At 53.1% G+C, this 23943-nt stretch carries 19 protein-coding genes; 10 read left to right on the top strand and 9 right to left on the bottom strand.

Annotated features, from left to right (window positions below):
• Positions 1–149: 149 nt before the first annotated feature.
• Positions 150–1334 carry an MFS transporter gene (locus tag MYB54_RS03300; protein ID WP_205541129.1) on the bottom strand — a complete coding sequence of 395 codons (1185 nt, stop codon included), beginning with the start codon at positions 1332–1334 and terminating at the stop codon, positions 150–152.
• On the bottom strand, positions 1331–2524 hold the full coding sequence (locus MYB54_RS03295; RefSeq protein ID WP_205594662.1) for a serine hydrolase domain-containing protein: 1194 nt from the start codon (positions 2522–2524) through the stop codon (positions 1331–1333). The genes MYB54_RS03300 and MYB54_RS03295 overlap by 4 nt, the downstream gene beginning before the upstream one ends.
• Positions 2525–2640: 116 nt before the next feature.
• Here MYB54_RS03295 and MYB54_RS03290 point away from each other — a divergent pair, with 116 nt between their 5' ends.
• On the top strand, positions 2641–3537 hold the full coding sequence (locus tag MYB54_RS03290; protein ID WP_205594663.1) for a LysR family transcriptional regulator: 897 nt from the start codon (positions 2641–2643) through the stop codon (positions 3535–3537).
• Positions 3538–3599: 62 nt separating this feature from the next.
• Here MYB54_RS03290 and lpdA read toward each other — a convergent pair whose 3' ends face one another.
• The 4 genes from lpdA to pdhR all read right to left on the bottom strand — a co-directional run bounded on the left by lpdA (position 3600) and on the right by pdhR (position 10709).
• The gene (gene lpdA / locus MYB54_RS03285; protein WP_014916629.1) at positions 3600–5024 is read right to left on the bottom strand and encodes a dihydrolipoyl dehydrogenase; all 1425 of its coding nucleotides are present in this window, start codon (positions 5022–5024) and stop codon (positions 3600–3602) included.
• A 214-nt stretch (positions 5025–5238) separates the two neighbouring features.
• Complete coding sequence (aceF, locus tag MYB54_RS03280) at positions 5239–7125, bottom strand: pyruvate dehydrogenase complex dihydrolipoyllysine-residue acetyltransferase (RefSeq protein WP_014916630.1); 1887 nt, start codon at positions 7123–7125, stop codon at positions 5239–5241.
• Between the two features lie 14 nt (positions 7126–7139).
• A complete protein-coding gene (aceE, locus tag MYB54_RS03275; RefSeq protein ID WP_205593858.1) occupies positions 7140–9803 on the bottom strand; it encodes a pyruvate dehydrogenase (acetyl-transferring), homodimeric type in 2664 nt (887 codons plus the stop codon).
• 141 nt (positions 9804–9944) lie between these two features.
• A complete protein-coding gene (pdhR, locus tag MYB54_RS03270; RefSeq protein ID WP_010306328.1) occupies positions 9945–10709 on the bottom strand; it encodes a pyruvate dehydrogenase complex transcriptional repressor PdhR in 765 nt (254 codons plus the stop codon).
• A gap of 682 nt (positions 10710–11391) precedes the next feature.
• On the opposite strand from pdhR, the gene MYB54_RS03265 reads away from it, so the two are divergent.
• The 3 genes from MYB54_RS03265 to MYB54_RS03255 all read left to right on the top strand — a co-directional run bounded on the left by MYB54_RS03265 (position 11392) and on the right by MYB54_RS03255 (position 15307).
• Entirely contained in the window at positions 11392–12750 is a 1359-nt protein-coding gene (locus MYB54_RS03265; protein ID WP_014916632.1) for an amino acid permease, read from the top strand.
• 189 nt (positions 12751–12939) lie between these two features.
• Positions 12940–14373 (top strand): glycoside-pentoside-hexuronide (GPH):cation symporter, encoded by a 1434-nt coding sequence (locus MYB54_RS03260; protein WP_205533881.1) that lies wholly within the window; start codon positions 12940–12942, stop codon positions 14371–14373.
• Positions 14351–15307 (top strand): glycoside hydrolase family 43 protein, encoded by a 957-nt coding sequence (locus MYB54_RS03255; RefSeq protein WP_248721944.1) that lies wholly within the window; start codon positions 14351–14353, stop codon positions 15305–15307. The genes MYB54_RS03260 and MYB54_RS03255 overlap by 23 nt, the downstream gene beginning before the upstream one ends.
• A 36-nt stretch (positions 15308–15343) precedes the next feature.
• On the opposite strand, the gene ampE is transcribed toward MYB54_RS03255, so the two are convergent.
• Complete coding sequence (ampE, locus tag MYB54_RS03250; RefSeq protein ID WP_010681499.1) at positions 15344–16198, bottom strand: beta-lactamase regulator AmpE; 855 nt, start codon at positions 16196–16198, stop codon at positions 15344–15346.
• Complete coding sequence (gene ampD, locus MYB54_RS03245; protein ID WP_039285308.1) at positions 16198–16770, bottom strand: 1,6-anhydro-N-acetylmuramyl-L-alanine amidase AmpD; 573 nt, start codon at positions 16768–16770, stop codon at positions 16198–16200. Before ampD ends, ampE begins: the two co-directional genes overlap by 1 nt.
• On the opposite strand from ampD, the gene MYB54_RS03240 reads away from it, so the two are divergent.
• The 6 genes from MYB54_RS03240 to hofC all read left to right on the top strand — a co-directional run bounded on the left by MYB54_RS03240 (position 16739) and on the right by hofC (position 22585).
• A complete protein-coding gene (locus MYB54_RS03240; RefSeq protein WP_248721492.1) occupies positions 16739–17053 on the top strand; it encodes a hypothetical protein in 315 nt (104 codons plus the stop codon). The genes ampD and MYB54_RS03240 overlap by 32 nt on opposite strands.
• Before the next feature lie 172 nt (positions 17054–17225).
• Positions 17226–18086, top strand: a complete 861-nt coding sequence (locus MYB54_RS03235) for a nucleoside-specific channel-forming protein Tsx (RefSeq protein ID WP_039283422.1) — start codon at positions 17226–17228, stop codon at positions 18084–18086.
• Positions 18087–18230: 144 nt separating this feature from the next.
• The gene (nadC, locus tag MYB54_RS03230; protein ID WP_010681502.1) at positions 18231–19121 is read left to right on the top strand and encodes a carboxylating nicotinate-nucleotide diphosphorylase; all 891 of its coding nucleotides are present in this window, start codon (positions 18231–18233) and stop codon (positions 19119–19121) included.
• Positions 19122–19437: 316 nt separating this feature from the next.
• Positions 19438–19884 (top strand): prepilin peptidase-dependent pilin, encoded by a 447-nt coding sequence (gene ppdD / locus MYB54_RS03225; protein WP_014916639.1) that lies wholly within the window; start codon positions 19438–19440, stop codon positions 19882–19884.
• Between the two features lie 2 nt (positions 19885–19886).
• Positions 19887–21383, top strand: coding sequence for a type II secretion system protein GspE (gene gspE, locus MYB54_RS03220; protein ID WP_248721491.1), 1497 nt, complete (start codon positions 19887–19889; stop codon positions 21381–21383).
• A complete protein-coding gene (hofC, locus tag MYB54_RS03215) occupies positions 21380–22585 on the top strand; it encodes a protein transport protein HofC (RefSeq protein WP_248721490.1) in 1206 nt (401 codons plus the stop codon). Before gspE ends, hofC begins: the two co-directional genes overlap by 4 nt.
• A gap of 107 nt (positions 22586–22692) precedes the next feature.
• On the opposite strand, the gene MYB54_RS03210 is transcribed toward hofC, so the two are convergent.
• Positions 22693–23733 carry a GMP reductase gene (locus MYB54_RS03210; protein WP_010681506.1) on the bottom strand — a complete coding sequence of 347 codons (1041 nt, stop codon included), beginning with the start codon at positions 23731–23733 and terminating at the stop codon, positions 22693–22695.
• Positions 23734–23943 lie beyond the last annotated feature (210 nt).

Raw genomic sequence — 23943 nt, 5'->3', positions numbered from 1 at the left:
CCTGTTGCTCGTCGTTGGGGACTATCATACCAAACATCATGCACATTTTAGCCAATTTACGCTGCGGCGCTCCCCATAAACATTGCAGCCAGACGAAACAGGGAAATAGGTTGATTCATCGCAGGCTCACGAACAAAAAATCCGACACTCTAGCATCGCGTCATGGGGAAGCCGTGTTGTCTGGCAGACCACACCACAACGAACGCAATCAATAACAGTACCAACAGCGCCGGAGAGAAAGCGGTAACGCCGAGGCGCTCCAGCAGAACACCACCGATGATACCTCCCCCTGCAATAGCCATGTTCCAGGCGGTAACCAACATAGACTGCGCCACGTCAGTTCCCCCTTCAGCCGTTCTGACAAGAGCCGTCTGGAATAGCGTCGCCGCGCCGCCGAAGGCTAACCCCCAGACGGCCACTGCCGTATAGACCACAGCTGGTACATCACCTGCCACGCCAAGCGCCAGTACGGACAGGCAGAACAATGCCGAGCAGCCAAGCGTAAGAGCTCGCAAATAGCGGTCAATCAGCACGCCGACGATCCAGATGCCCAGCAGTGATGCGACGCCGAATACCAGTAACACCAAACCGGTCTGTGCAACCATGCCCACCGCTGCGAGAAACGACGCAATGTAGGTGTAGAGAATGTTATGCGCCAGCACAAAGGCCAGCACTGCGCACAGCACGGGTCGCACGCCTGCCATGGTGAACACCTGCCCCAGAGATAGCCTCCTGCTTGCAGATTGCCCAGCGAAATCCGGTACCTGAATACGTACCCACAACATGAGCACGACTGCCAAACCACTCATCACACCAAAACACATCCGCCAGCCGATCACGTTGCCAAGAAAGGTTCCCGCGGGCACACCGAGCGACAAGGCTAATGGCGTGCCGACCATCGCTATCGCAATAGCTCGTCCCTTCTGGTGTTCGGGCACCATACGGGCCGCATATCCCGCCAATAGCGCCCACAGCAGCCCAGCGGCAACACCCGCTAGAAAACGCGCCGCCATCGTTAGCACATAACTACCGGAAAATGCCGTAATCGCATTGGCGACAGCAAAGCCTGCAATAGCTACCAGCAACATCAGGCGGCGACGCACACCTTGCGTCGCGGCGGTCAACGGGATCGCAGCCGCCAGAGAGCCTACGGCATAGATAGTGACGGTTTGCCCGACCCAGGCTTCGGACACCGCCAGACCTTGCGCCATCTGCGGTAGCAAACCCGCAGGCAGCGCTTCGGTCAGGATAGTGATGAAAGCTGCCGTGGCTAACGCCAATAATGAGGCAATGGGCAATCTGTCATGATGTGTATCCGTCATTGAGGCCGTCATCGTGCTGCCTCCAACTCGCCATACACGGCATCGCGCAGTTCGGTGACAAAATTCCCCGACATCCCTTCGTACATCGTGTTGGTGAAAGCCACTACGCTCAAACCTTGTGTTCGATCGACAAACCATGAATGACCGTAGGCACCTCCCCAGCGCCAGGTGCCAGACGATTCAGGCGACCCGGCTAGCAGCGGATCGCGCAGGACGGAGAAACCGAGGCCAAAACCACAGCCCTGTGCATTGGGCAGTTCCAGCCCCTGTGTTTGATCGCGTTCCATCTCCTCGATCAACGCGTCAGGCAGCGGGACACTGCCACCTTTACGCAGAGCTTCCAGCAGGCGCAACAGATCCCCGGCCGTGCTTGCCATGCCAGCACCGCCTGATGGAAAGGCCTGAGGATCACAGATGCGAGCGGGACTGTACGCGATACCGATGGCTCCCTCGAAGGGAGAAACTATTTCACCTTCGGTCAGGCGATGCGGCTGCGGGGTGTCGTTCACGTAAGCGATTGTCAGGCGTGATGGATCACGCACAACGAAGCCGGTATCGTGCATGCCCAGCGGGTCGGTCACCAGTTGGCGAACCGCCTCGCCCAATGACGTACCGTAAATGCGTTCGATCAAGGCACCCAATACATCTGTTGCCAGCGAATAGCCCCAACCCTCTCCCGGCACGTATTGCAGGGGAACGCTGGCGATACGACGCAGGTTCTCCGCTAGGCTGATGCCAGAGGCATCCATACCATCTGAGACACCCGCCTGTGCGTAGGGGCCGTCCGCATGGGTTTCGAAAAAGCGGTAGCCCAAACCCGCAGTGTGACTGAGCAACTGCCGCGCGATAACGCGAGCAGGGCTGCCGTCGGCAAGCCGGAGCTGGAACGTCGGCATCCAGCGAGTAATATCCTCATCCAGATTGAGCCGACCTTGCGCCACCAGAACCAGTGCCGCGACTGACACGATGGGCTTGCTGACAGAAGCCAGCCGGAAGATGGCGTCCAGCGCCATAGGACGGGCGCTCTCCCGGTCAGCCCATCCTGCAGCCTGCTGATGAATCAATTCTCCGTTGCGCGCGACCAGCACGACAGCACCGACCAAACGCCCATCGTCCAGCGCCTGTTGAACGACGGCCTGAATTCGGGCAGAGAGAGGGGCGGTTGAGGCACCGGTATCCAGAGAAAATACGGGAGTTATCAAGGGGTGTTCCTTTTATCAATGGGCGTTCCCGTTACGATAGAAAATCAGCAATTAAAGAAAAAGTAGGCTACTGTTCCTTGATATACGGAACAAACCGTCCGCAATAGAGAGGAAATATGGATAGCCTGAATGGCTTAGCGGTATTTGTGCAGGTGGCCGAAACGCGTAGTTTCATTGCCGCTGGCCGGCTACTGGGCGTGTCAGCGTCTGCGGTAGGCAAAAGCATCGCTCGGCTTGAAGAAAAACTGGGCGTGAGGCTATTTCACCGCAGTACGCGCAGCATCACATTGACCGCCGAAGGTTCACTATTTCTGGCGCGTAGCCGACGAATTCTGGCTGAAATCGAAGCAGCAGAACTGGAGCTGTCGCAGACCAGCGCCGTACCGCGCGGACGCCTGCGGGTAAGTTTGCCGTTGGTCAGTTCACTGGTGTTGCCCGTACTCGGCGAATTCATGCGTGAATACCCCGAGATCGAACTAGATTTAGACTTCACCGACAGAATGGTGGACGTCATTGAGGAAGGTTTCGATGCTGTGGTACGGACAGGAGATCCCGTTGACTCACGCCTTACCGCACGGAGGCTGGGAGCCTTCCGTTCTCTGCTAGTCGCTGCGCCAGACTACCTTACCCGGCGTGGCACCCCTCAGATACCTGTCGATCTGATGCAGCACGCCTGTCTGCACTACCGCTTTCCCAACAGCGGAAAACTGGAGCCGTGGGCGCTACGACTTCCCCCCGGCGAACCAGAGTTGCCATTACCCACCTCGATGGTCTGCAACAACATCGAAACGCGCCTCTGTTTCGCACTGCAAGGGTTGGGGATCGCCTACCTGCCAGACTTCTCCATCCGTGAACCGCTGGCCAGCGGCCATCTACAGCCGATCCTGACCGACTATGTGGAGCGCAGCGGCGTCTTCTATGTGTTGTGGCCTGCCAGCAAACACCCATCACCAAAAGTACGGGCACTCGTCGATTTCCTCTGCGCGCGAGTATTTCCCGCCTCTGATGCGTAAAAAAAATCCGGCACCTCTAAAAGGTGCCGGATTGAATTCACGCTATTCGAACCTGAGCGAACTTACTTCTTCTTCGCTTTCGGGTTCGGCAGGTCGGTGATGCTGCCTTCAAAGATTTCAGCCGCCAGACCAACGGACTCATGCAGCGTTGGGTGCGCATGGATGGTCAGTGCGATATCTTCTGCATCACAGCCCATCTCGATCGCCAGACCGATTTCACCTAACAGTTCACCACCGTTAGTACCGACAATCGCACCACCGATAACACGGTGAGTTTCTTTGTCGAAAATCAGTTTGGTCATACCGTCAGCACAGTCAGACGCGATAGCACGGCCAGACGCTGCCCATGGGAAGGTCGCGGTTTCGTAGCTGATGCCTTTCTCTTTCGCTTCTTTCTCAGTCAGACCTACCCAGGCCACTTCCGGTTCGGTATAGGCGATAGAAGGAATCACTTTCGGATCGAAGTAGTGTTTCTTGCCGGAGATCACTTCGGCAGCAACGTGGCCTTCATGCACGCCTTTGTGCGCCAGCATCGGCTGACCGACGATGTCGCCGATAGCGTAGATGTGTGGCACGTTGGTGCGCATTTGCTTATCAACGTGGATGAAGCCGCGATCGTCAACTTCCACGCCCGCTTTGCCAGCATCCAGGTTTTTGCCGTTCGGTACACGACCGATAGCAACCAGAACCGCATCGTAACGCTGTGGCTCGGCTGGCGCTTTTTTGCCTTCCATCGTCACATAGATGCCGTCTTCTTTGGCTTCTACTGCCGTCACTTTGGTTTCCAGCATCAGGTTGAACTGCTTGCTGATACGCTTGGTGAAGACCTTAACGACATCTTTGTCAGCAGCCGGGATAACCTGATCGAACATTTCAACAACGTCGATTTGTGAGCCCAGAGCATGGTAAACGGTACCCATTTCCAGACCGATGATACCGCCGCCCATAACCAGCAGACGTCCTGGGACGCTTTTCAGCTCCAGTGCATCGGTAGAATCCCATACGCGCGGGTCATCATGAGGAATGAAAGGCAGTTGGATTGGACGTGAACCCGCCGCGATAATCGCGTTATCGAAGTTGATCGTCGTTTTGCCGTTTTCGCCGTCAACTTCCAGCGTGTTGGCACCTGTGAATTTGCCCAGACCGTTAACCACTTTAACTTTACGGCCTTTCGCCATGCCAGCCAGACCACCGGTCAGTTGGGTGATGACTTTTTCTTTCCACAGACGGATTTTATCAATGTCGGTTTTAGGTTCACCGAACACGATACCGTGTTCTGCCAGTGCTTTGGCTTCTTCAATAACTTTAGCAACGTGCAGCAGGGCTTTGGAAGGGATACAACCCACATTCAGACACACCCCACCCAGCGTGGAGTAGCGCTCTACCAGTACGGTTTCCAGACCCAAATCCGCCGCGCGGAATGCAGCAGAGTAACCCGCGGGGCCGGCACCAAGTACCACTACCTGAGCTTTAATTTCAGTACTCATCATGACCTCTTAATTGATTTCCGGCGGGTCTGTGACGTCATTGTTATTGAGTCTTAACGCCCTCTTCCACCGGGACGTGTCTTTGCCGCAGTAGTTTACAAAATCGTTAACAATTTTGAAACAACAAGCGACTAACGATTTGTCCTTGATCACTGACAGCTGTAACAAATTACAGCTTATCAGAAAAAAGCCGGCCGTCAGGCCGGCTTTTCGATTACATCACCAGACGGCGGATGTCAGACAACATGTTGTTAATGATGGTAATGAAGCGAGCACCATCAGCACCGTCAATGACACGGTGGTCGAAGGACAGAGACATCGGCATCATCAGACGCGGAGTGAACTCTTTACCATTCCAGACCGGTTCCATCGCGGACTTAGACACACCAAGAATAGCGACTTCCGGCGCGTTGACGATCGGCGCAAAGTGCGTAGTCCCGATGCCGCCCAGGCTGGAGATCGTGAAGCATCCGCCCTGCATTTCGCCAGCAGTCAGCTTACCGTCACGGGCTTTCTTGGAGATCGCCATCAGTTCGCGAGACAGCTCAGTGATGCTCTTCTTGTTCACGTCTTTAAAGACCGGAACCACGAGACCGTTCGGGGTATCAACCGCAACACCGATGTTGATGTATTTCTTCAGCGTCAGACGTTGCGCATCTTCAGACAGAGAACTGTTGAAGCGTGGCATCTGCTCAAGCGCAGCGGCAACAGCTTTCATGATGAAGACAACTGGGGTGAATTTCACATCCAGTTTGCGCTTCTCAGCTTCGGCGTTCTGCTGTTTACGGAACGCTTCCAGATCGGTGATGTCAGTTTTGTCGAAGTGCGTAACGTGCGGGATCATCACCCAGTTACGGCTCAGGTTAGCACCAGAGATTTTCTGGATACGGCCCAGTTCCACTTCTTCCACTTCACCAAACTTGCTGAAGTCGACTTTCGGCCATGGCAGCATGCCCGGCAGACCGCCGCCAGCGGCAGCAGCTGGCGCAGACTCAGCGCGTTTCACTGCATCTTTCACGTAAGCCTGAACGTCTTCGCGCAGGATACGGCCTTTACGACCAGACCCCTTCACTTTCGCCAGATTCACGCCGAATTCACGTGCCAGACGACGGATAACCGGCGTTGCGTGAACGTAAGCATCATTCTCAGCGAACTCGCTCTTGCCTTCTGCTTTCGCAGCCGGTGCAGCAGCAGGTTTTGCCGCTGGAGCTGGTGCAGTTGCCGCTTCTTGCTTAGCAGCTGGAGCCGCCGCAGGTGCAGCGCCCTCCACTTCGAAGACCATGATCAGTGAACCGGTTTTCACTTTGTCGCCGGTGCTGATTTTGATTTCTTTAACCGTACCCGCGAACGGCGCAGGGACTTCCATTGAAGCCTTATCGCCTTCAACGGTGATCAGTGATTGCTCAGCAGCGATTTTATCGCCAACTTTAACCATCACTTCAGTCACTTCGACTTCGTCACCGCCGATATCCGGTACGTTAACTTCTTTAGCGGCAGAGGCCGCTGGCGCAGCTGCTGCAGGAGCAGCGGCTTGTGCCGGAGCGGCAGCAGGTGCAGCACCCGCCACTTCGAATACCATGATCAGAGAACCGGTAGAGACTTTATCGCCGGTGCTGATTTTGATCTCTTTAACCGTACCTGCGAAAGGTGCCGGGACTTCCATAGACGCTTTGTCGCCTTCTACGGTAATCAGAGACTGTTCAGCAGCAACGGTGTCGCCTACTTTAACCAGTACTTCAGTCACTTCGACTTCGTCACCGCCGATATCCGGTACGTTGACGTCTTTCACTGCCGATGCAGCTGGAGCAGCAGCCGGAGCCGTTTCTTTCTTCTCTTCTGCCTTGGCAGGTGCAGCGTCAGCTGCACCGTCGGCGGAATCGAAAATCATGATCAGTTTGCCAGTTTCAACTTTGTCACCGACAGAGACTTTAATCTCTTTCACGACACCAGCCTGCGGAGAAGGGACTTCCATAGAAGCCTTATCACCTTCAACCGTGATCAGCGATTGTTCAGCTTCAACTTTATCGCCAACCTTCACCAGCACTTCGGTGACTTCAACTTCATCTGCACCGATATCCGGTACGTTGATTTCGATAGCCATGTAATCTTTACCTCTTATGCCAGACGCGGGTTAACTTTATCTGCATCGATGTTGAATTTAGTGATGGCATCAGCAACCACTTTCTTATCGATTTCACCGCGTTTAGCCAGTTCACCCAGAGCCGCAACCACGACGTAAGACGCATCCACTTCGAAGTGGTGACGCAGGTTCTCACGGCTGTCAGAACGACCGAAACCGTCAGTACCCAGTACGCGGTAATCGCTAGCTGGGATGAAGTTACGGATTTGCTCAGCAAACAGCTTCATGTAGTCAGTAGATGCCACCGCTGGCGCATCGCTCAGTACCTGAGCCACGTAAGGTACGCGTGGCGTTTCGGTTGGATGCAGCATGTTCCAACGCTCACAATCCTGGCCTTCACGTGCCAGTTCAGTGAAGGACGTCACGCTGAATACGTCAGAACCGATGCCGTAGTCTGTCGCCAGAATCTGAGCCGCTTCACGTACGTGACGCAGGATAGAACCTGAACCCAGCAGCTGCACTTTACCTTTGCTACCTTCAACCGTTTCCAGCTTGTAGATACCCTTACGGATACCTTCTTCCGCACCCTGCGGCATCGCAGGCATGTGGTAGTTTTCGTTCAGCGTGGTGATGTAGTAGTAAATGTTTTCCTGCGCTTCACCGTACATGCGATGCAGACCGTCATGCATGATGACCGCAACTTCGTAAGCAAATGCCGGATCGTAGGAAATACAGTTCGGGATAGTCAGAGACTGAATGTGGCTGTGACCATCTTCGTGCTGCAGACCTTCGCCGTTCAGCGTCGTACGACCGGAAGTACCACCGATCAGGAAGCCACGAGCCTGTTGGTCACCCGCTGCCCAGCACAGGTCGCCGATACGTTGGAAACCGAACATGGAGTAGTAGATGTAGAACGGGATCATCGGCAGGTTGTTGGTGCTGTAAGACGTTGCCGCCGCCAGCCAGGAAGAACCTGCGCCCAGCTCGTTGATACCTTCCTGCAGAATCTGACCTTTCTGGTCTTCTTTGTAGTAAGCAACTTGCTCACGGTCCTGCGGAGTGTACTGCTGGCCTTTCGGGCTATAAATACCGATCTGGCGGAACAGACCTTCCATACCAAAGGTACGCGCTTCGTCAGCGATGATCGGAACCAGACGATCTTTGATAGATTGGTTCTTCAGCATCACGTTCAGGGCACGTACAAACGCGATAGTGGTAGAGATTTCTTTGTTCTGCTCTTCCAGCAGGGTGCTGAAATCTTCCAGCGTTGGCAGTTCCAGCTTCTCATCAAAGTTCGGCTGACGAGACGGCAGGTAGCCACCCAGCGCCTGACGACGCTCGTGCAGGTATTTGTACTCTTCAGACCCTTTATCGAAAGTGATGTACGGCAGTTTTTCGATATCAGCATCAGACACTGGCACGTTGAAGCGGTCGCGGAAGTAACGCACGCCATCCATGTTAACTTTCTTAACCTGGTGAGCGATGTTCTTACCTTCAGCCGCGTCGCCCATACCATAACCTTTAATGGTATGTGCCAGAATAACGGTTGGTTTGCCTTTGGTGTCCTGCGCTTTTTTCAGTGCAGCGTAGACTTTCTTCGGATCGTGACCACCACGGTTCAGTGACCAAATTTGATCGTCGGTCCAGTCTTTAACCAGTTCTGCCGTCTCCGGGTATTTACCGAAGAAGTGCTCACGCACATAGGCACCGTTTTTGGATTTGAAGGTCTGGTAATCACCGTCAACGGTTTCTTCCATCAGTTGGATCAGTTTACCGCTGGTGTCTTTACGCAGCAGTTCGTCCCAACGGTCGCCCCACATGACTTTGATCACATCCCAGCCAGCGCCGCTGAAGATACCTTCCAACTCGTTGATGATCTTACCATTACCAGTAACCGGACCATCCAGACGCTGCAGGTTACAGTTGATGACGAACACCAGGTTGTCCAGTTTTTCACGGGTCGCGATAGTGATCGCACCTTTGGATTCTGGTTCGTCCATTTCACCGTCGCCCAGGAAGGCATAAACGGTTTGCTTAGAGGTATCTTTCAGACCACGGTTTTCCAGATACTTCAGGAATTTAGCCTGGTAGATAGCACCGATAGGGCCCAGACCCATAGAGACGGTCGGGAACTGCCAGAAATCTGGCATCAATTTAGGGTGCGGATAAGAAGACAGACCGTTACCGTGAACTTCCTGACGGAAATTGTTCATCTGATCTTCGGTCAGGCGGCCTTCAAGGAAGGCACGAGCGTAAACGCCCGGAGAAATGTGGCCCTGGAAGTAGACCAGGTCGCCGCCGTCCTGCGCAGTGCGAGCACGGAAGAAGTGGTTAAAGCACACTTCATAGAAAGTGGCGGAAGACTGGAAAGAAGCCATGTGGCCGCCCAGATCCAGATCCTTTTTAGAAGCACGCAGCACTGTCATGATCGCGTTCCAGCGGATTGCTGAGCGAATACGACGTTCCAGATCCAGATTACCAGGGTATTCCGGCTCGTCTTCCACTGCGATGGTGTTGATGTATTGACGTGCAGCTGTACCAGCAGCAACGCTGACACCGCCTTTACGTGCTTCACTCAGAACCTGATCAATCAGGAACTGGGCGCGTTCAACACCCTCTTCACGGATGACCGATTCGATCGCCTGCAGCCAGTCGCGGGTTTCGATCGGATCCACGTCATTATTTAAACGATCTGACATGGTTATTCCTTATCTTCTCTAATCAGTTAGTTTATGGAGCCTGTCTTCCTGCATTCTGACTCAGGTTTCGTCCTAAGCAAAACGCATGAAGACAGGCTCATCGTCGTCATTACCGCATTCAGAGCCCCAAATTACGGATGCTCAATCCCTGCGTTGCTGGAGCCGACGCAGCGATCTCTCGCGCCGACTATGTTCCCGGTTAAGATCCAGCAATACTTCCTCAATAAACGCCAGATGACGGTGTGATGCTTCGCGCGCCTTTTCCGGCTCACGGGCAACAATCGCCTCAAAAATGCTGGCGCGATGAATGCTAACCTGAGCCAACACTTCACGGCTCAAATAAAGCAATTCAAAATTCTGCCTCACGTTCTGTTCGAGCATCGGCCCCATACAGCGCACCAAATGCAGCAACACCACATTATGCGTGGCTTCTGTTACAGCAACCTGATACTGCATAACGGCTTCTGACTCGGCGTCCAGATCGCCCGCTTCCCTCGCCTTCTCAATCACGGCATGACAATCCCGGATACGCTGCAGATCCGACTCTGTGCCACGCAACGCAGCATAGTAGGCAGCAATGCCTTCCAGCGCATGACGCGTTTCCAGAAGATCGAACTGTGATTCGGGATGTGTGCTCAGTAATTCTGCCAGCGGATCGCTGACGCTTTGCCATAGATTGGCTTGAACGAAGGTACCACCACCCTGACGGCGCAAAAGGAGACCTTTGGCTTCCAGGCGTTGAATGGCTTCTCTCAGAGAAGGGCGGGAAACATCGAACTGTTTTGCCAGTTCGCGCTCCGGTGGGAGCTTCTCGCCGGGGCGCAAGGTTCCCTCAAGGATCAGAAACTCCAGCTGCTGTTCAATCACATCTGACAGTTTGGGCTGACGGATCTTGCTGTATGCCATAGTGAATTCTTCTCTGCGAATGGCGCGGAGTCAATTGGTAATACCAATTTCAAAAACGTGACGCTAAAGTAACAAAGTATTCACCTTCTGTCCATAAGGACCTTGAGCTAAATCACCAATCCCACCAGATTTTAACAAATGCACGAGAAACATGCGGCAAAGTGATAGCCCGCCTGTGGTATTACCATTAATCCCCTCTGTCTATATTTTAACTTTTTTGAAACGTAAAGCAGGCATTGCTGAACCGTTTAAATACGAAAATAGTGAATTTAAATGCAAAAAATAAGGTTTTTTATTCTCATAAGGGAAGCGCAGTTACCCGCAACTTCACATCGTGGTAAACAGCATTTTACAGCAGGGATAAAGAGATAATAAAAAGGAGTAAAACTAAAGGAGTAGCAGCCCCCTTCTCCCCTGAAAAATCCTCTCTAAATTTTCTCGTCATCAGGCTCTTAATCAGGGAAAGGTAAAATTTTTGATGTAGCGATAGTTTTTAATTATCAGACGATAAGAAATCAGTGCAATCTTGCGTACTTACCACTATTCTCTGCCAAACGGTAGCGGTTTTCTTATTTTAAGAAATACCGATCCGTAAAAATAAAATTACACAAACGTATAGTCACTAATACGCGTGTTCGTTCACACCGTGTTTTTTACTTGCACTGGCAGAGGGTTAAATTTGATGGATAATCAACAAACGGACGGCACGCTAAAGCGTGGTTTGAAAAACCGTCATATTCAGTTGATTGCCTTGGGTGGCGCGGTAGGTACTGGCCTCTTTCTTGGTATTGCGCAGACAATCAAAATGGCCGGGCCATCGGTCCTGTTAGGCTATGCGATTGGCGGCCTGATCGCGTTTCTCATTATGCGCCAACTGGGCGAGATGGTGGTTGAAGAGCCGGTAGCCGGATCATTCAGCCACTTTGCCTATAAATACTGGGGCGATTTCGCGGGCTTTGCATCGGGATGGAACTACTGGGTGCTGTATGTGCTGGTCGCCATGGCCGAGCTCAGCGCCGTGGGGATTTACGTCCAGTACTGGTGGCCAGACATTCCGACCTGGGTGTCCGCCGCCGTCTTCTTCCTGCTGATTAACGCCATCAATCTGGCGAACGTCAAAGTCTACGGTGAGATGGAATTCTGGTTTGCCATCATCAAAGTCGTCGCGATTATTGGCATGATCGTCTTCGGTGGCTGGCTGCTGCTCAGCGGTACGGGCGGGCCGGAAGCGACCGTAACCAACTTGTGGGCGCAGGGCGGGTTCTTCCCGAACGGCGTGCTCGGTCTGGTGATGGCGATGGCGGTGATCATGTTCTCATTTGGCGGGCTGGAACTGGTGGGAATTACCGCGGCAGAAGCGGATGACCCAGAGAAAAGTATTCCACGCGCGACCAATCAGGTTATCTATCGCATCCTGATTTTCTACATCGGTTCACTCGCTATCCTGCTGTCACTGTACCCGTGGGGCAAGGTTGTGGAAGGCGGTAGCCCGTTCGTCATGATCTTCCATGAACTGAACAGCAACGTCGTAGCAACGGTGCTGAACATCGTGGTACTGACCGCGGCGCTGTCCGTTTACAACAGCTGCGTGTATTGCAACAGCCGCATGCTGTTCGGTCTGGCGAAGCAGGGTAACGGACCGAAAGTACTGAAAACTGTCGATGCTCGTGGCGTTCCGGTTGTTGCTATCGGTATCTCCGCGCTGGCGACGGCGCTGTGCGTCCTAATCAACTACCTCATTCCGGGTAAAGCCTTCGAGCTGCTGATGGCGCTGGTCGTGTCGGCTCTTGTGATTAACTGGGCAATGATCAGTCTGGCGCACCTGAAGTTCCGTGCGCAAAAGGACAAAGAAGGTACGGTGACCAAGTTTAAAGCGCTGCTTTATCCGCTGGGTAACTATATCTGTCTGCTGTTTCTGGCCGGCATACTGGTCATCATGTTCCTGACGCCGGGCATTCAGATTTCCGTCATGCTGATTCCGGTCTGGCTGGTTATTTTGGGCGTGGGCTACTTTATCAAAAAGAAAAATCAGGCGGCGTAAGCCTAAGCCTCTGCGTTCACCACATCCTTTCCCATGGCCGACTCTGTCGGCCATTTTCATATTTGCCACGTCCATCACACTTTGCCCCACCCGACCCGTTTGTCCATTTTTGCAACCGATTTCATACGCTCTTTTATCCCTATCGAGAGGAATAATCGTGCTTACACGTTAAGCACAGGAGTCGTATTCATGAAGAACAACGCACTGTCCGTTAAAGAAAAGATCGGCTACGGAATGGGTGACGCAGGATGCAACATGATTGGCGGAGCCATCATGCTATTTCTGAGCTACTTCTACACAGATATCTATGGCCTCTCGCCTGCTTTAGTCGGCACCCTGCTACTTTCCATTCGCGTCATCGATGCCGTCACGGACCCGATTATGGGCGCGATCGCCGATCGCACCCAAAGCCGCTGGGGTCGCTTTCGGCCTTATCTACTTTGGGTCTGCGTGCCCTACGTGCTGTTCAGCGTCCTCATGTTTACCACGCCAGATTGGAGCTACAACGGCAAAGTCATCTACGCTTTCGTCACCTATTTTCTGATGTCGCTGACGTACACCGCCATCAACATCCCCTACTGCTCACTGGGCGGCGTGATCACCGCCGATCCGCATGAGCGGGTTTCTTGTCAGTCATACCGCTTCATCATGGTCGGTATCGCCACGCTCATCCTCTCTTCGACGCTGCTGCCTATGGCTGAGTGGTTCGGCGGCGAGGACAAAGCGCGCGGCTACCAAATGTCGATGGGCGTAATGGCGATCATTGCCCTATTCATGTTTCTGTTTTGCTTTGCTACCGTTCAGGAGCGAATTAAACCCGCCATCCCCACCAACGATGCGCTGAAAGCGGACCTGCGAGACGTCTGGAAAAACGACCAATGGCCGCGCATTCTGCTGTTAACCCTGTGCAACGTCTGTCCCGGATTTATCCGCATGGCCGCCACGATGTACTACGTCACGTGGGTGATGGGAAAGTCCGCCTCATTCGCCAGCCTGTTTATCAGCCTCGGCGTGGTCGGCATGATGTTCGGCAGCGCATTGGCGAAACCCCTGACCGACCGTTTCTGCAAGCTGAAAGTGTTTTTCTGGGTCAACATCGCGCTAGCGATCTTCTCCAGCGCCTTCTATTTCTTCAACCCTCACCTGACCAGCTTTATTCTGGTGATGTACTTCCTGCTCAACGTCCTGCACCAGATCCCGTCCCCGCTTCACTGGTCGCTGATGGCCGATGTGGATGACTATGGCGAGTGGAAAACCGGCAAGCGAATCACTGGGATCAGCTTCTCAGGCAATCTGTTCTTCCTGAAGGTCGGGCTGGCGATTGCGGGGGCGATGGTCGGCTTCCTGCTGTCCTACTATGGTTATGATGCCAATGCTCCACAGCAAAATGCAGAAGCCATGAACGGCATCATCATGTTGTTCACCCTTATTCCGGGCGTAGGCTATTTGATTACCGCAGGCGTTGTGCGTTTGCTGAAGGTCGATCGCCAGCTCATGCAGCAAATACAAATCGATCTGGAAAAACGCCGTAATAACTATCGGGAACTGAGCGAAAGCCGCGACAGTCAATCACTCAACGTCAAAAGAGGAGGAAAGAATGATGAACCCACATCAATGGCCTAACCCACTGATTGAACAACGGGCTGACCCTTTCATTCTTCGCCACACGGATGGACTATATTATTTTATTGCCTCAGTACCGGAATACAATCGGCTCGAAATTCGCCGGGCCAGTTCGCTGGAGGCGCTTGCCCACGCGACCCCGGTAACAATCTGGCGCAAGCATGAACGTGGCCCTTTAAGTGCGCTGATTTGGGCACCGGAACTGCACGTGATTCATGGCAAGTGGTATGTCTATTTCGCCGCTGCGCCGACGGAAGACATCAAAGACGGCTTATTCCAACACCGCATGTTTGCGCTGGAATGTGCGGACAGCGACCCGCTAAAAGGCAACTGGGTTGAAAGAGGCCGAATTTATACGCAATTCGATACCTTCTCGCTGGATGCCACCCACTTTGAAAATAAAGGCAAACGCTACTATCTGTGGGCGCAAAAAGACCCCGCTATTTCAGGTAATTCGAATCTGTATCTGGCGGAAATGGAAAATCCGTGGACGCTGAAAGGCACGCCGGTCATGTTGAGCAAGCCGGAGCTACCGTGGGAAGTGATTGGTTTTAAAGTCAACGAAGGGCCCGCTGTCATTAAGCACGGCGAACGCCTCTTCATCACCTATTCCGCCAGCGCCACCGATGAAAATTACTGTATCGGCTTACTGTGGGCGAATGCAGACAGCGATCTGTTGAACCCGACAAGCTGGCATAAATCGCAGCAGCCGGTCTTTACCACCAGCCGAGCAAACCGGCAGTTTGGGCCAGGCCATAATAGCTTTACGCAAACAGAAGCGGGCGAAGACGTTCTGGTTTACCACGCCCGCAACTACACGGAGATCGAAGGCGACCCGCTGTATGACCCGAATCGCCATACGCGGATTAAAACCTTCACCTGGGATCGTGACGGAATGCCCGTGTTCGGCGAACCGCCCGCTGACAGGCAATAAGCGAGAAACGAGTGCGCTGGGACGCCCAACGGGAAATTAAACCAGCGCACCGTATATCGTCAGGAGCGCGACGACGACCACTAATACCAGCGTCACCTTTTTCGCCAGCGTCACAGCGGCTTTGGGCGTCTCCACAGGCTCAACGTGGGATTCACGCGCGAGAGAAAATTGAGCCAGTTGAGTCAACACCCAATACTGTGAACTGCGAGAATCCCCCAGCGAAGCGAACCAGGCAGGCAGCGCTTTCTCGCCGTGCCCCAGCAGTGCGTAAGCGGCACCCGCCAAACGTGCGGGGATCCAATCAAGCCAATGCAGTAAACTATCGACGCCAGACTGCGCGCGCTCCAGCGGGGTGTGGTGGCGGGCAAGCCAGGTTTGTCTGGCACGTAAAAATGCATACCCCGTCAGCGCAATCGGCCCGTAGGGGCCAGCAGCGATAAACCAAAATAGCGGCGCTAAATAAAACCGGAAATTTATCCACAGCAGCGCATTTTGCAGCTCTTTCAGTTGCTCTTCTTCTCCCGTACCAACGGGCAGACCATGAATCAGCGCCAGTTCAGCCGCCATTTCCCGACTGGCATCCGCCTCGCCGCGCTGTGCTGCCTGTAAATAGCGCCGATAGTGCTGACGGATTTCACCTGCGCCAATGCACATCAGGCTGATGACAATCCACAGCAAAAGAGAAATCAGGCCGAACAGAATGCCGCTCGTGAGCCACAGCAAGCCCGCCACGATGCTCATGCTGCAGAGCGTCAGGAACAGCGTTTGCAATAAAGACGGAGACGGCACGTGCCGGAATACGACCTCAAGCCGATGATCGATCTGCCAGTGCTCGCCCTGTTTGAACAAGCGTTCCCATGCCAGCGTAAGCAACAGTGTAAACAGCGTCATTAATCCAGACTCCCTTTGTTCTCTGTCCCGTTTTCTTGTAACAGACGATGATAGCCGTCCCAGTCAAATGCCGGTCCGGGGTCGGTTTTACGGCCCGGTGCGATGTCGCTGTGTCCGGTAATTCGCGATAGCGTAATAGGATAGGCCTGCATTAACAGGCGTGTAATCGCAACCAGCGAGTGATACTGCTGCGCGGTAAAAGGCAGCGTATCCGTCCCTTCCAGCTCAATGCCAATAGAGAAATCATTACAGCGTTCCCGACCTTCAAACACCGAAACACCGGCATGCCAGGCTCGCTGATCGAAAGGCACATACTGGGTGATTTGCCCATCGCGGCGAATCAGGCAGTGTGCCGCGACGCGTAAATGGGAAATATCGGCGAAATAAGGATGCGCAGTGGGATCCAACGTCGCCGTAAACAGTTGATCAATATACGGACCGCCAAACTCGCCAGGCGGCAGACTAATATTGTGGATCACCAGTAGGGAAGGCACCTCATCATTCGGGCGGCCATCATAATGCGGTGAAGGCGTGTGTGTAATGTCGGATAACCAGCCATTTTCCAAAAGCATCGGCGATAACCTCGCATCGTATCGTTTGCCGGCTGAATCAGGCGAAAACTCAATTTCAGGAGTAAAAACAACGTCAGATATAAAAATAATGTCAGGTGTAAAAACCATTGTAGCCAAAAGTCCTTGTATCCAAGATACCATGTTTCACGCCATGCTATCTATTCAACTGGGTATCAATAGGTTTTACCGTTTGTTTTGTGATATTCCCGTCGCTTTCCTGCCTGAACGCAATCCCGATACCTTTTTTAGTAAGGTGAAATTCCTAACACCATTATGTGATTAAAATCACACTACAAATGTAATAGCACAATAAAAGGCAATCGTTTTCGTGCATTGCGTCTATTTTTACTTAAAATGCATGACAAAATTATCTTCTGATTTTTTTAGATATTACCAAAACTTATTTTGCGGTCTTACGTACGACGTAAATAACGTCTAACACTATGGTACTTAACATGAAAAAAACTTTCGCCGCAGGCGCTTTACTCGCACTGTCATGCTCAATGCCTGCTCTTGCCGACAGCAATAAAGCCGAATACCTGTCCGACTGGTGGCACCAGAGCATTAACGTCGTCGGTAGCGCCCACACGCGCTTCGGGCCGCAACTGAACAGCACGACTTACCTGGAATACGAAGCCTTTGCGCGCAAAGACTGGTTCGATTTCTACGGCTACGCCGATGCGCCTAAGTTTTTTGGTGGCGATCCCGACAGCCGTGGCATTTGGGACAAAGGCTCTCCGCTGTTTGTCGAGATCGAACCACGCTTCTCCATTGATAAACTGACGGGCGCTGATCTGAGCTTCGGTCCGTTTAAAGAGTGGTACATCGCCAATAATGTTATTTACGATCAGGGTCGCAACAGCGGTTCACGCCAGAGCACCTGGTACATGGGCTTAGGTACCGATATTGATACCGGCACCGACCTGTCTCTGTCAGTGAACGGCTATGCCAAATACCAATGGCAGAACTACGGCGCAGCTAACGAAAACGAGTGGGACGGCTACCGTGTAAAAGTGAAATACTCTTACCCACTGGGTTCGATGCTGGGCGGCAACGTCTCGTATATCAGCTTCACCAATTTCGATTTTGGCTCAGAACTGCGTGATAAATCGAACTCAAGCCGCACCAACAATTCCATTGCCTCCAGCCATATTCTGGCGCTGGGCTACGACCACTGGCACTACTCTTTCGTCGCGCGTTATTTCCACAACGGCGGCCAATGGGCTGATGGCGCAGAACTCAATTTCGGCAAAGGCCCGTTTGAAGTGAAATCTACCGGCTGGGGCTACTACCTGGTCGTCGGTTATAACTTCTAAAATCGCTTCCGCTTTCCGGCGACCACGGATGTTCGCCGGAAGACTAATGACAGTAACAGATTGAATTTTAATAAGTATTCATTCTGGATGTCCTGATATAAACAAGGTAGCATAGACCTCCGAATCCCCCTTCGGAGTTTTGTCATGTCAACGCGTCGCTACAGTCAGGAACAACGTCAACAAGCCTTGCTCGCTCGTATTGCACAAGATATCCCCGCCAGCGTGCAACTGGCCTTGCGTGAAGATTTAGGTGGCATCGTCGATGCTAATCAAGACATTACCGCGCTTCTGCTCCCCGACAACGAGACCGTCAGCGCACGCATTATCACGCGTGAAGCAGGTATATTCTGCGGCACGCGCTGGCTTGAGGAAGTCTTTTCTCAATTAGGCAACACGACAACGATCGTCTGGCACGTTGCCGATGGCGACGCTATCACGCCCAACCAAACGCTGTGTGACATCACAGGCCCAGCCAAACAGCTCCTGACAGGTGAACGCACTGCGCTGAATTTCCTGCAAACGCTGTCCGGTGTCGCCACTGAAGTCAGCCGCTATGTTGCCGTGTTACAGGGAACGCGTACTCGACTGCTGGATACGCGCAAGACGCTGCCTGGGCTGAGAACCGCGCTGAAATACGCCGTATCATGCGGTGGCGGAGACAACCATCGACTTGGACTATCCGATGCTTTCCTGATCAAGGAAAACCATATCATCGCCGCGGGTTCAATCAAAAATGCGGTAGAAAAAGCACAGTCTCTGCGCAGCGATGTTCCGGTAGAGGTTGAGGTCGAATCACTGGACGAATTACAGCAAGCGCTGGAAGCGGGTGCCGATATCATCATGCTGGATAATTTCAGTCTGGATAACATCCGGGAAGCCGTTAACACGACGCAAGGCCGCGCGCTGCTGGAGATATCCGGTAATGTCACCCTCGACACGCTGCGTGGCTACGCCGAAACGGGCGTGGACTATATCTCAGTGGGGGCGTTAACCAAGCACGTACAGGCACTGGATTTATCCATGCGCTTCATCTAACCGCTCTTCTATTTCTATCGGCGAGGTGCTATTTCGCACCTCGTTCACCTCTCGACATCTCATCCTCCCGCACACCACCGTAACAACACAAACGACAAATCCCGCGCGGACTTCCTGTCCCGACAGCGTGAAAAATTGCGTCTCTGCTCGCAAAAAATTTTCAATCCTCTGCAAGTCCGCTCAAAACATGTCGTGGCGCTTTCCTGTTTCACATTTCCCTGCTCGTCAGCCTTCGCTCCCTTTTCTATGCTGCCGCCATCCGTATGAATTTCTGCACCAAAGCCTTTAATTTATGAGCAACAACAGGGAAATCAACATGACAACACAACAAGGATTTACGCTGATTGAGCTGATGATCGTTATTGCGATCGTCGCCATCCTCAGCGCTATTGGCGTACCGGCTTATCAAGGCTATCTGCAAAAAGCAGCGCTAACAGACATGCTGCAGACGATGGTGTCTTATAAAACACCGGTCGATCTCTGTGGTCTGGAAAATGCCGCGTTTACGGCCTGCAATGCAGGTAGTCAGGGCATTCCGGGTAGCAAATCTTCACGCTATGTCAGCGCCGTTAGCGTCGCTCAAGGCGTGATTACGCTGACTGGCCAATCTACTCTGCAAGGGCTGCGCGTTATTCTGACGCCAACGTGGGATACCGAAATCGGCGCTTCACGCTGGACGAAAAGCTGTGCCACGGATGACAACGCAGAGAGCCTGCAATCTGCCTGTCAGGACGTTTTCCGTTTCGATAATACAGCAGGCTAATCATGACAGACTCCTCCTTCTCCTCCGAGCATACGCTCAGCGAGTTACAGACGCTGTGCCGACGTTATCAGGCATTGTTGCTCAGTCTCGATGAACAAACGCTGTCGGTCGCCGTCACGGCCTCCCCTTCTGCGGAGATGATTGCCGCGCTGCGTTTCGCCAGCAATCGCCGCATTATGGTGGAACAGTGGCCACAAACCAGAATGGAACAGCAGCTTAACCCGGTGAACGCCGTTGCCGAGCCCGCAGAAACCTACCATGCAGGCACTTATGCCAACACTCATAACAATATTCATAACAACAGCACCGGGCTGCAGGATCATGACGATGACTCCCCTGTTGCACAATTTATCCATCAAACACTACGTCTCGCTGTTCAGCGGCGCGCCTCTGATATCCACTTTGAGCCATTACTGGACAGCTATCGCGTACGCCTACGCATTGACGGCGTGCTACAGGCCATATCCGCACCGCCGCCCGAACTGACAAACCGTATTACCGCGCGGCTGAAAATCATGGGTAAGTTGAACATCGCCGAACGGCGACTGCCGCAGGACGGCCAATTCAGCCTGACGCTGGATCAACAAGCCTACTCATTACGCATCGCTACGCTGCCCGTACAACAAGGCGAAAAAGTCGTACTGCGTATTCTGCAAACGCACCAGCAGGAGCTAGCACTGGATAAACTCGGGCTCAGCGCAAAGGCGTTACAGCAGGTGATTAGCGTACTAAGCGCCTCACAGGGAATGCTGTTAGTCACTGGCCCGACAGGTAGTGGAAAAACCGTCACGCTTTACAGCGCGATACGTTGGCTAAACGAGTGCAGCCGCAATATCTGTAGCGTGGAAGATCCTGTCGAAATCCCCTTGCAGGGCATAAACCAAACGGCAATCAATCCCAAAGCCGAACTGGGCTTCGGCCGAATTTTACGAGCGCTGCTGCGACAGGATCCAGACGTCATTATGATCGGTGAAATCCGTGACGCTGAAACCGCAGAAATTGCGGTAAAAGCCGCACAAACCGGCCATCTGGTCATGTCCACGCTGCATACCAACTCTGCCGTAGAAACGTTAACTCGCCTCAGCCATCTGGGCATCCCCGGTTACCTGTTAGCTGCGGCGCTAAAACTCATCATTGCCCAACGCCTTGTTCGTCGGTTATGCCCGCACTGTAAAATCCCAGAAGAACCGCTACTTTCACTACCCAATGACGTATGGCAAGGGCCACTGCAACATTGGCAAGCCCGCGGCTGTAGCCACTGTTTTTCTGGCTACTATGGTCGCGTCGCGCTCTATGAATTGTTGCCTATCACGCCAGATTTTCAGGCAGCGCTAGCGGGCAACGCCAGCACAGGGGAATTATCTGCACTCTCTCGCCATGCCGGTTTTCCAACGTTACTGACTGCAGGGCTTGAGTTGGTCAACGACGGCCTGACCTCACTTGCTGAAGTCTACCGTGTGGTGGGCGATGAGCGGTCAATGAATCAGGAGGCGAAATGAGGCTACAGCGCTTATATCACTGGCAGGCCATCACGTCCGAGGGCGAATTTATCGATGGAGAACTCATTAGCACACATCGCCAGCACGCCTATGCCAGCCTGATTGCACAGGGTTACCAACCGCTTCTCGTAAAAGCCAGCCATTACCTGTCGCTACGCTACTGGAAACGTGAACAGCTAGGCGAGTTAATCAAACAGCTTGCTGCCCTGCTACAAGCCGGATTACCACTGCTGGAAGCATTAAAACTGGTGTCGGAACAGCACGATCGCCCCGGCTGGCGCTGCGTACTACGGGATGTTCGTACCCACGTTGCTCAGGGAAGCTCACTGTCTGAAGCACTACAGGCATATCCTCACATCTTTCCCGTTCTGTATCGTTCCCTCATTGCCGTCGGCGAGCTAACCGGCAAGCTGGACGCATGCTGCCTACAGCTCGCCCAACAGCAAGAAAAACAGTCCAGGCTGCAACAGAAAGTCATCAAAGCGTTACGTTACCCCTGCTTTGTTTTAGCAATCGCCATGCTGGTCAGCATGATGATGTTAACGCTGGTTCTGCCCGAGTTTGCGTCGCTCTATTCCTCATTCGATACGCCGTTGCCGTGGTTTACCCGGCAATTGCTTTATCTGGCAGAGGTCATATCTGACTACGGATTCATTGGGGTGCTGGTACTTAGCAGTTTGATAGTGGGATACGCTCGCTTGAGGCAGAAACGGCAATTGTGGAAAACCCGAGAGCAAGAATGGTTGCTGAAGCTTCCTATCGTATCCAGCCTATTACGCGGTAAATCGCTGAACCAGATCTTCCATATTCTCGCCATGACGCAGCATGCCGGTTTAACGCTCCCGGAAGGGCTGGATGCCGCCGCGACGATCCGTCACCCGCTCTATCAAGTCGCAATTCAACAAATACAGGCGCAGTTGCATCAGGGGACGTCGCTATACCACGCAACACAGCATCACGCCGTACTATTCCCTGCGCCCTGCCCGCAACTGATCCGCGTGGGGGAAGAAACCGGTGCGCTGGATGCGATCTTTACACAACTGGCAGAATGGCATGAGGGTCGGGTACAACAGCAGGCAGACATGCTGACACAAACGCTGGAACCGTTGTTGATGATGGTCGTCGGGGGAATGGTCGGGGCGATGGTGATTGGCATGTATTTGCCTATCTTCCAGTTGGGGAATGTATTGGCCGGTGCCTGAACCGGCCAATACAACATACAAACCAATACAACATACAAACAGCGACAAACTACGCCGTATGCATCACCGCTGACAGCGGACGGAAAGACGGCGCATAACGGCGGCAATTACCCGTTGAAAATACGGTTTTCCTGCTCGGCTACGCGGATAAACGTTGTACGCTTTGTCAGCTCTTTCAAACGGGATGCACCAACATAGGTACAGGCCGAGCGCAGGCCACCAAGAATATCGCGCACGGTATTGTCTACCGGACCGCGCAGAGGCAACTTCACGGTTTTTCCTTCTGCGGCACGGTATTCCGCCACGCCGCCAACATGACGCTCCATCGCGGATGCGGAACTCATGCCGTAGAACAGCATCATCTTCTCACCGTTTTCTTCCACGATGGTGCCTTCACATTCGTCATGTCCTGCCAGCATACCGCCCAGCATGACAAAATCGGCTCCGCCGCCAAATGCTTTCGCAACATCGCCCGGCATGGCGCACCCGCCGTCGCTCACGATTTGCCCACCGAGGCCATGTGCTGCATCGGCACATTCAATCACCGCAGAAAGCTGAGGATAGCCAACTCCCGTTTTAACGCGTGTTGTGCAGACAGAACCGGGGCCAATGCCGACTTTCACGATGTCCGCACCGGAGAGAATCAGTTCTTCAACCATTTCGCCGGTCACAACGTTTCCTGCACAGATAACCTTATCCGGGCAGGCCTCGCGTGCTTTTTGCAGGAACGTGACAAAGTGCTCGGAATAGCCATTGGCGACATCGATACAGATAAATTTCAGCTCAGGCGACAGCGCCAAGATTTGCTTTAACTTGATGAAATCAGCCTCAGATGTCCCGGTCGAGACCATGACATGGCGCAATACTGATGCCGGTGTGCGTTGCACAAACTGAGACCATTGTTCGACAGAGTAGTGTTTATGCACAGCCGTCAGAACATCAAAAGAGGCCAGGACTTCCGCCATACTAAACGTACCCACGGTATCCATATTGGCTGCGATAATCGGTACGCCGGACCAGTTGCCGCCGGCATGGAGGAAGGTGAATTGACGTTCCAGTTCAACGTCGGAGCGGCTTTTCAGCGTCGAACGCTTTGGCCGGATGAGAACGTCTTTAAAGCCTAACTTTAAATCTTCTTCAATACGCATGAGGTTCGAGTTCCTGGTTAATGACGGCGGCATACTCAGTATCGTTACTGAGCATAATCATTTCTGAAAAAATAATGCCCTTTACCAGTGACGTTATCATACGCAGGAATAATCCTGCGGCAAGACTGCGATTTTCACTTTATTTGGGATAAAATCAGAGAAATTTACCTATCACCCAGCAAAGTGATAACGTGAAGCACACTGCGGTTG

Source organism: Pectobacterium nicotianae (assembly GCF_023272715.1).
GTDB lineage: Bacteria > Pseudomonadota > Gammaproteobacteria > Enterobacterales > Enterobacteriaceae > Pectobacterium > Pectobacterium brasiliense.
This window is presented reverse-complemented; position numbering and strand designations above follow the sequence as displayed.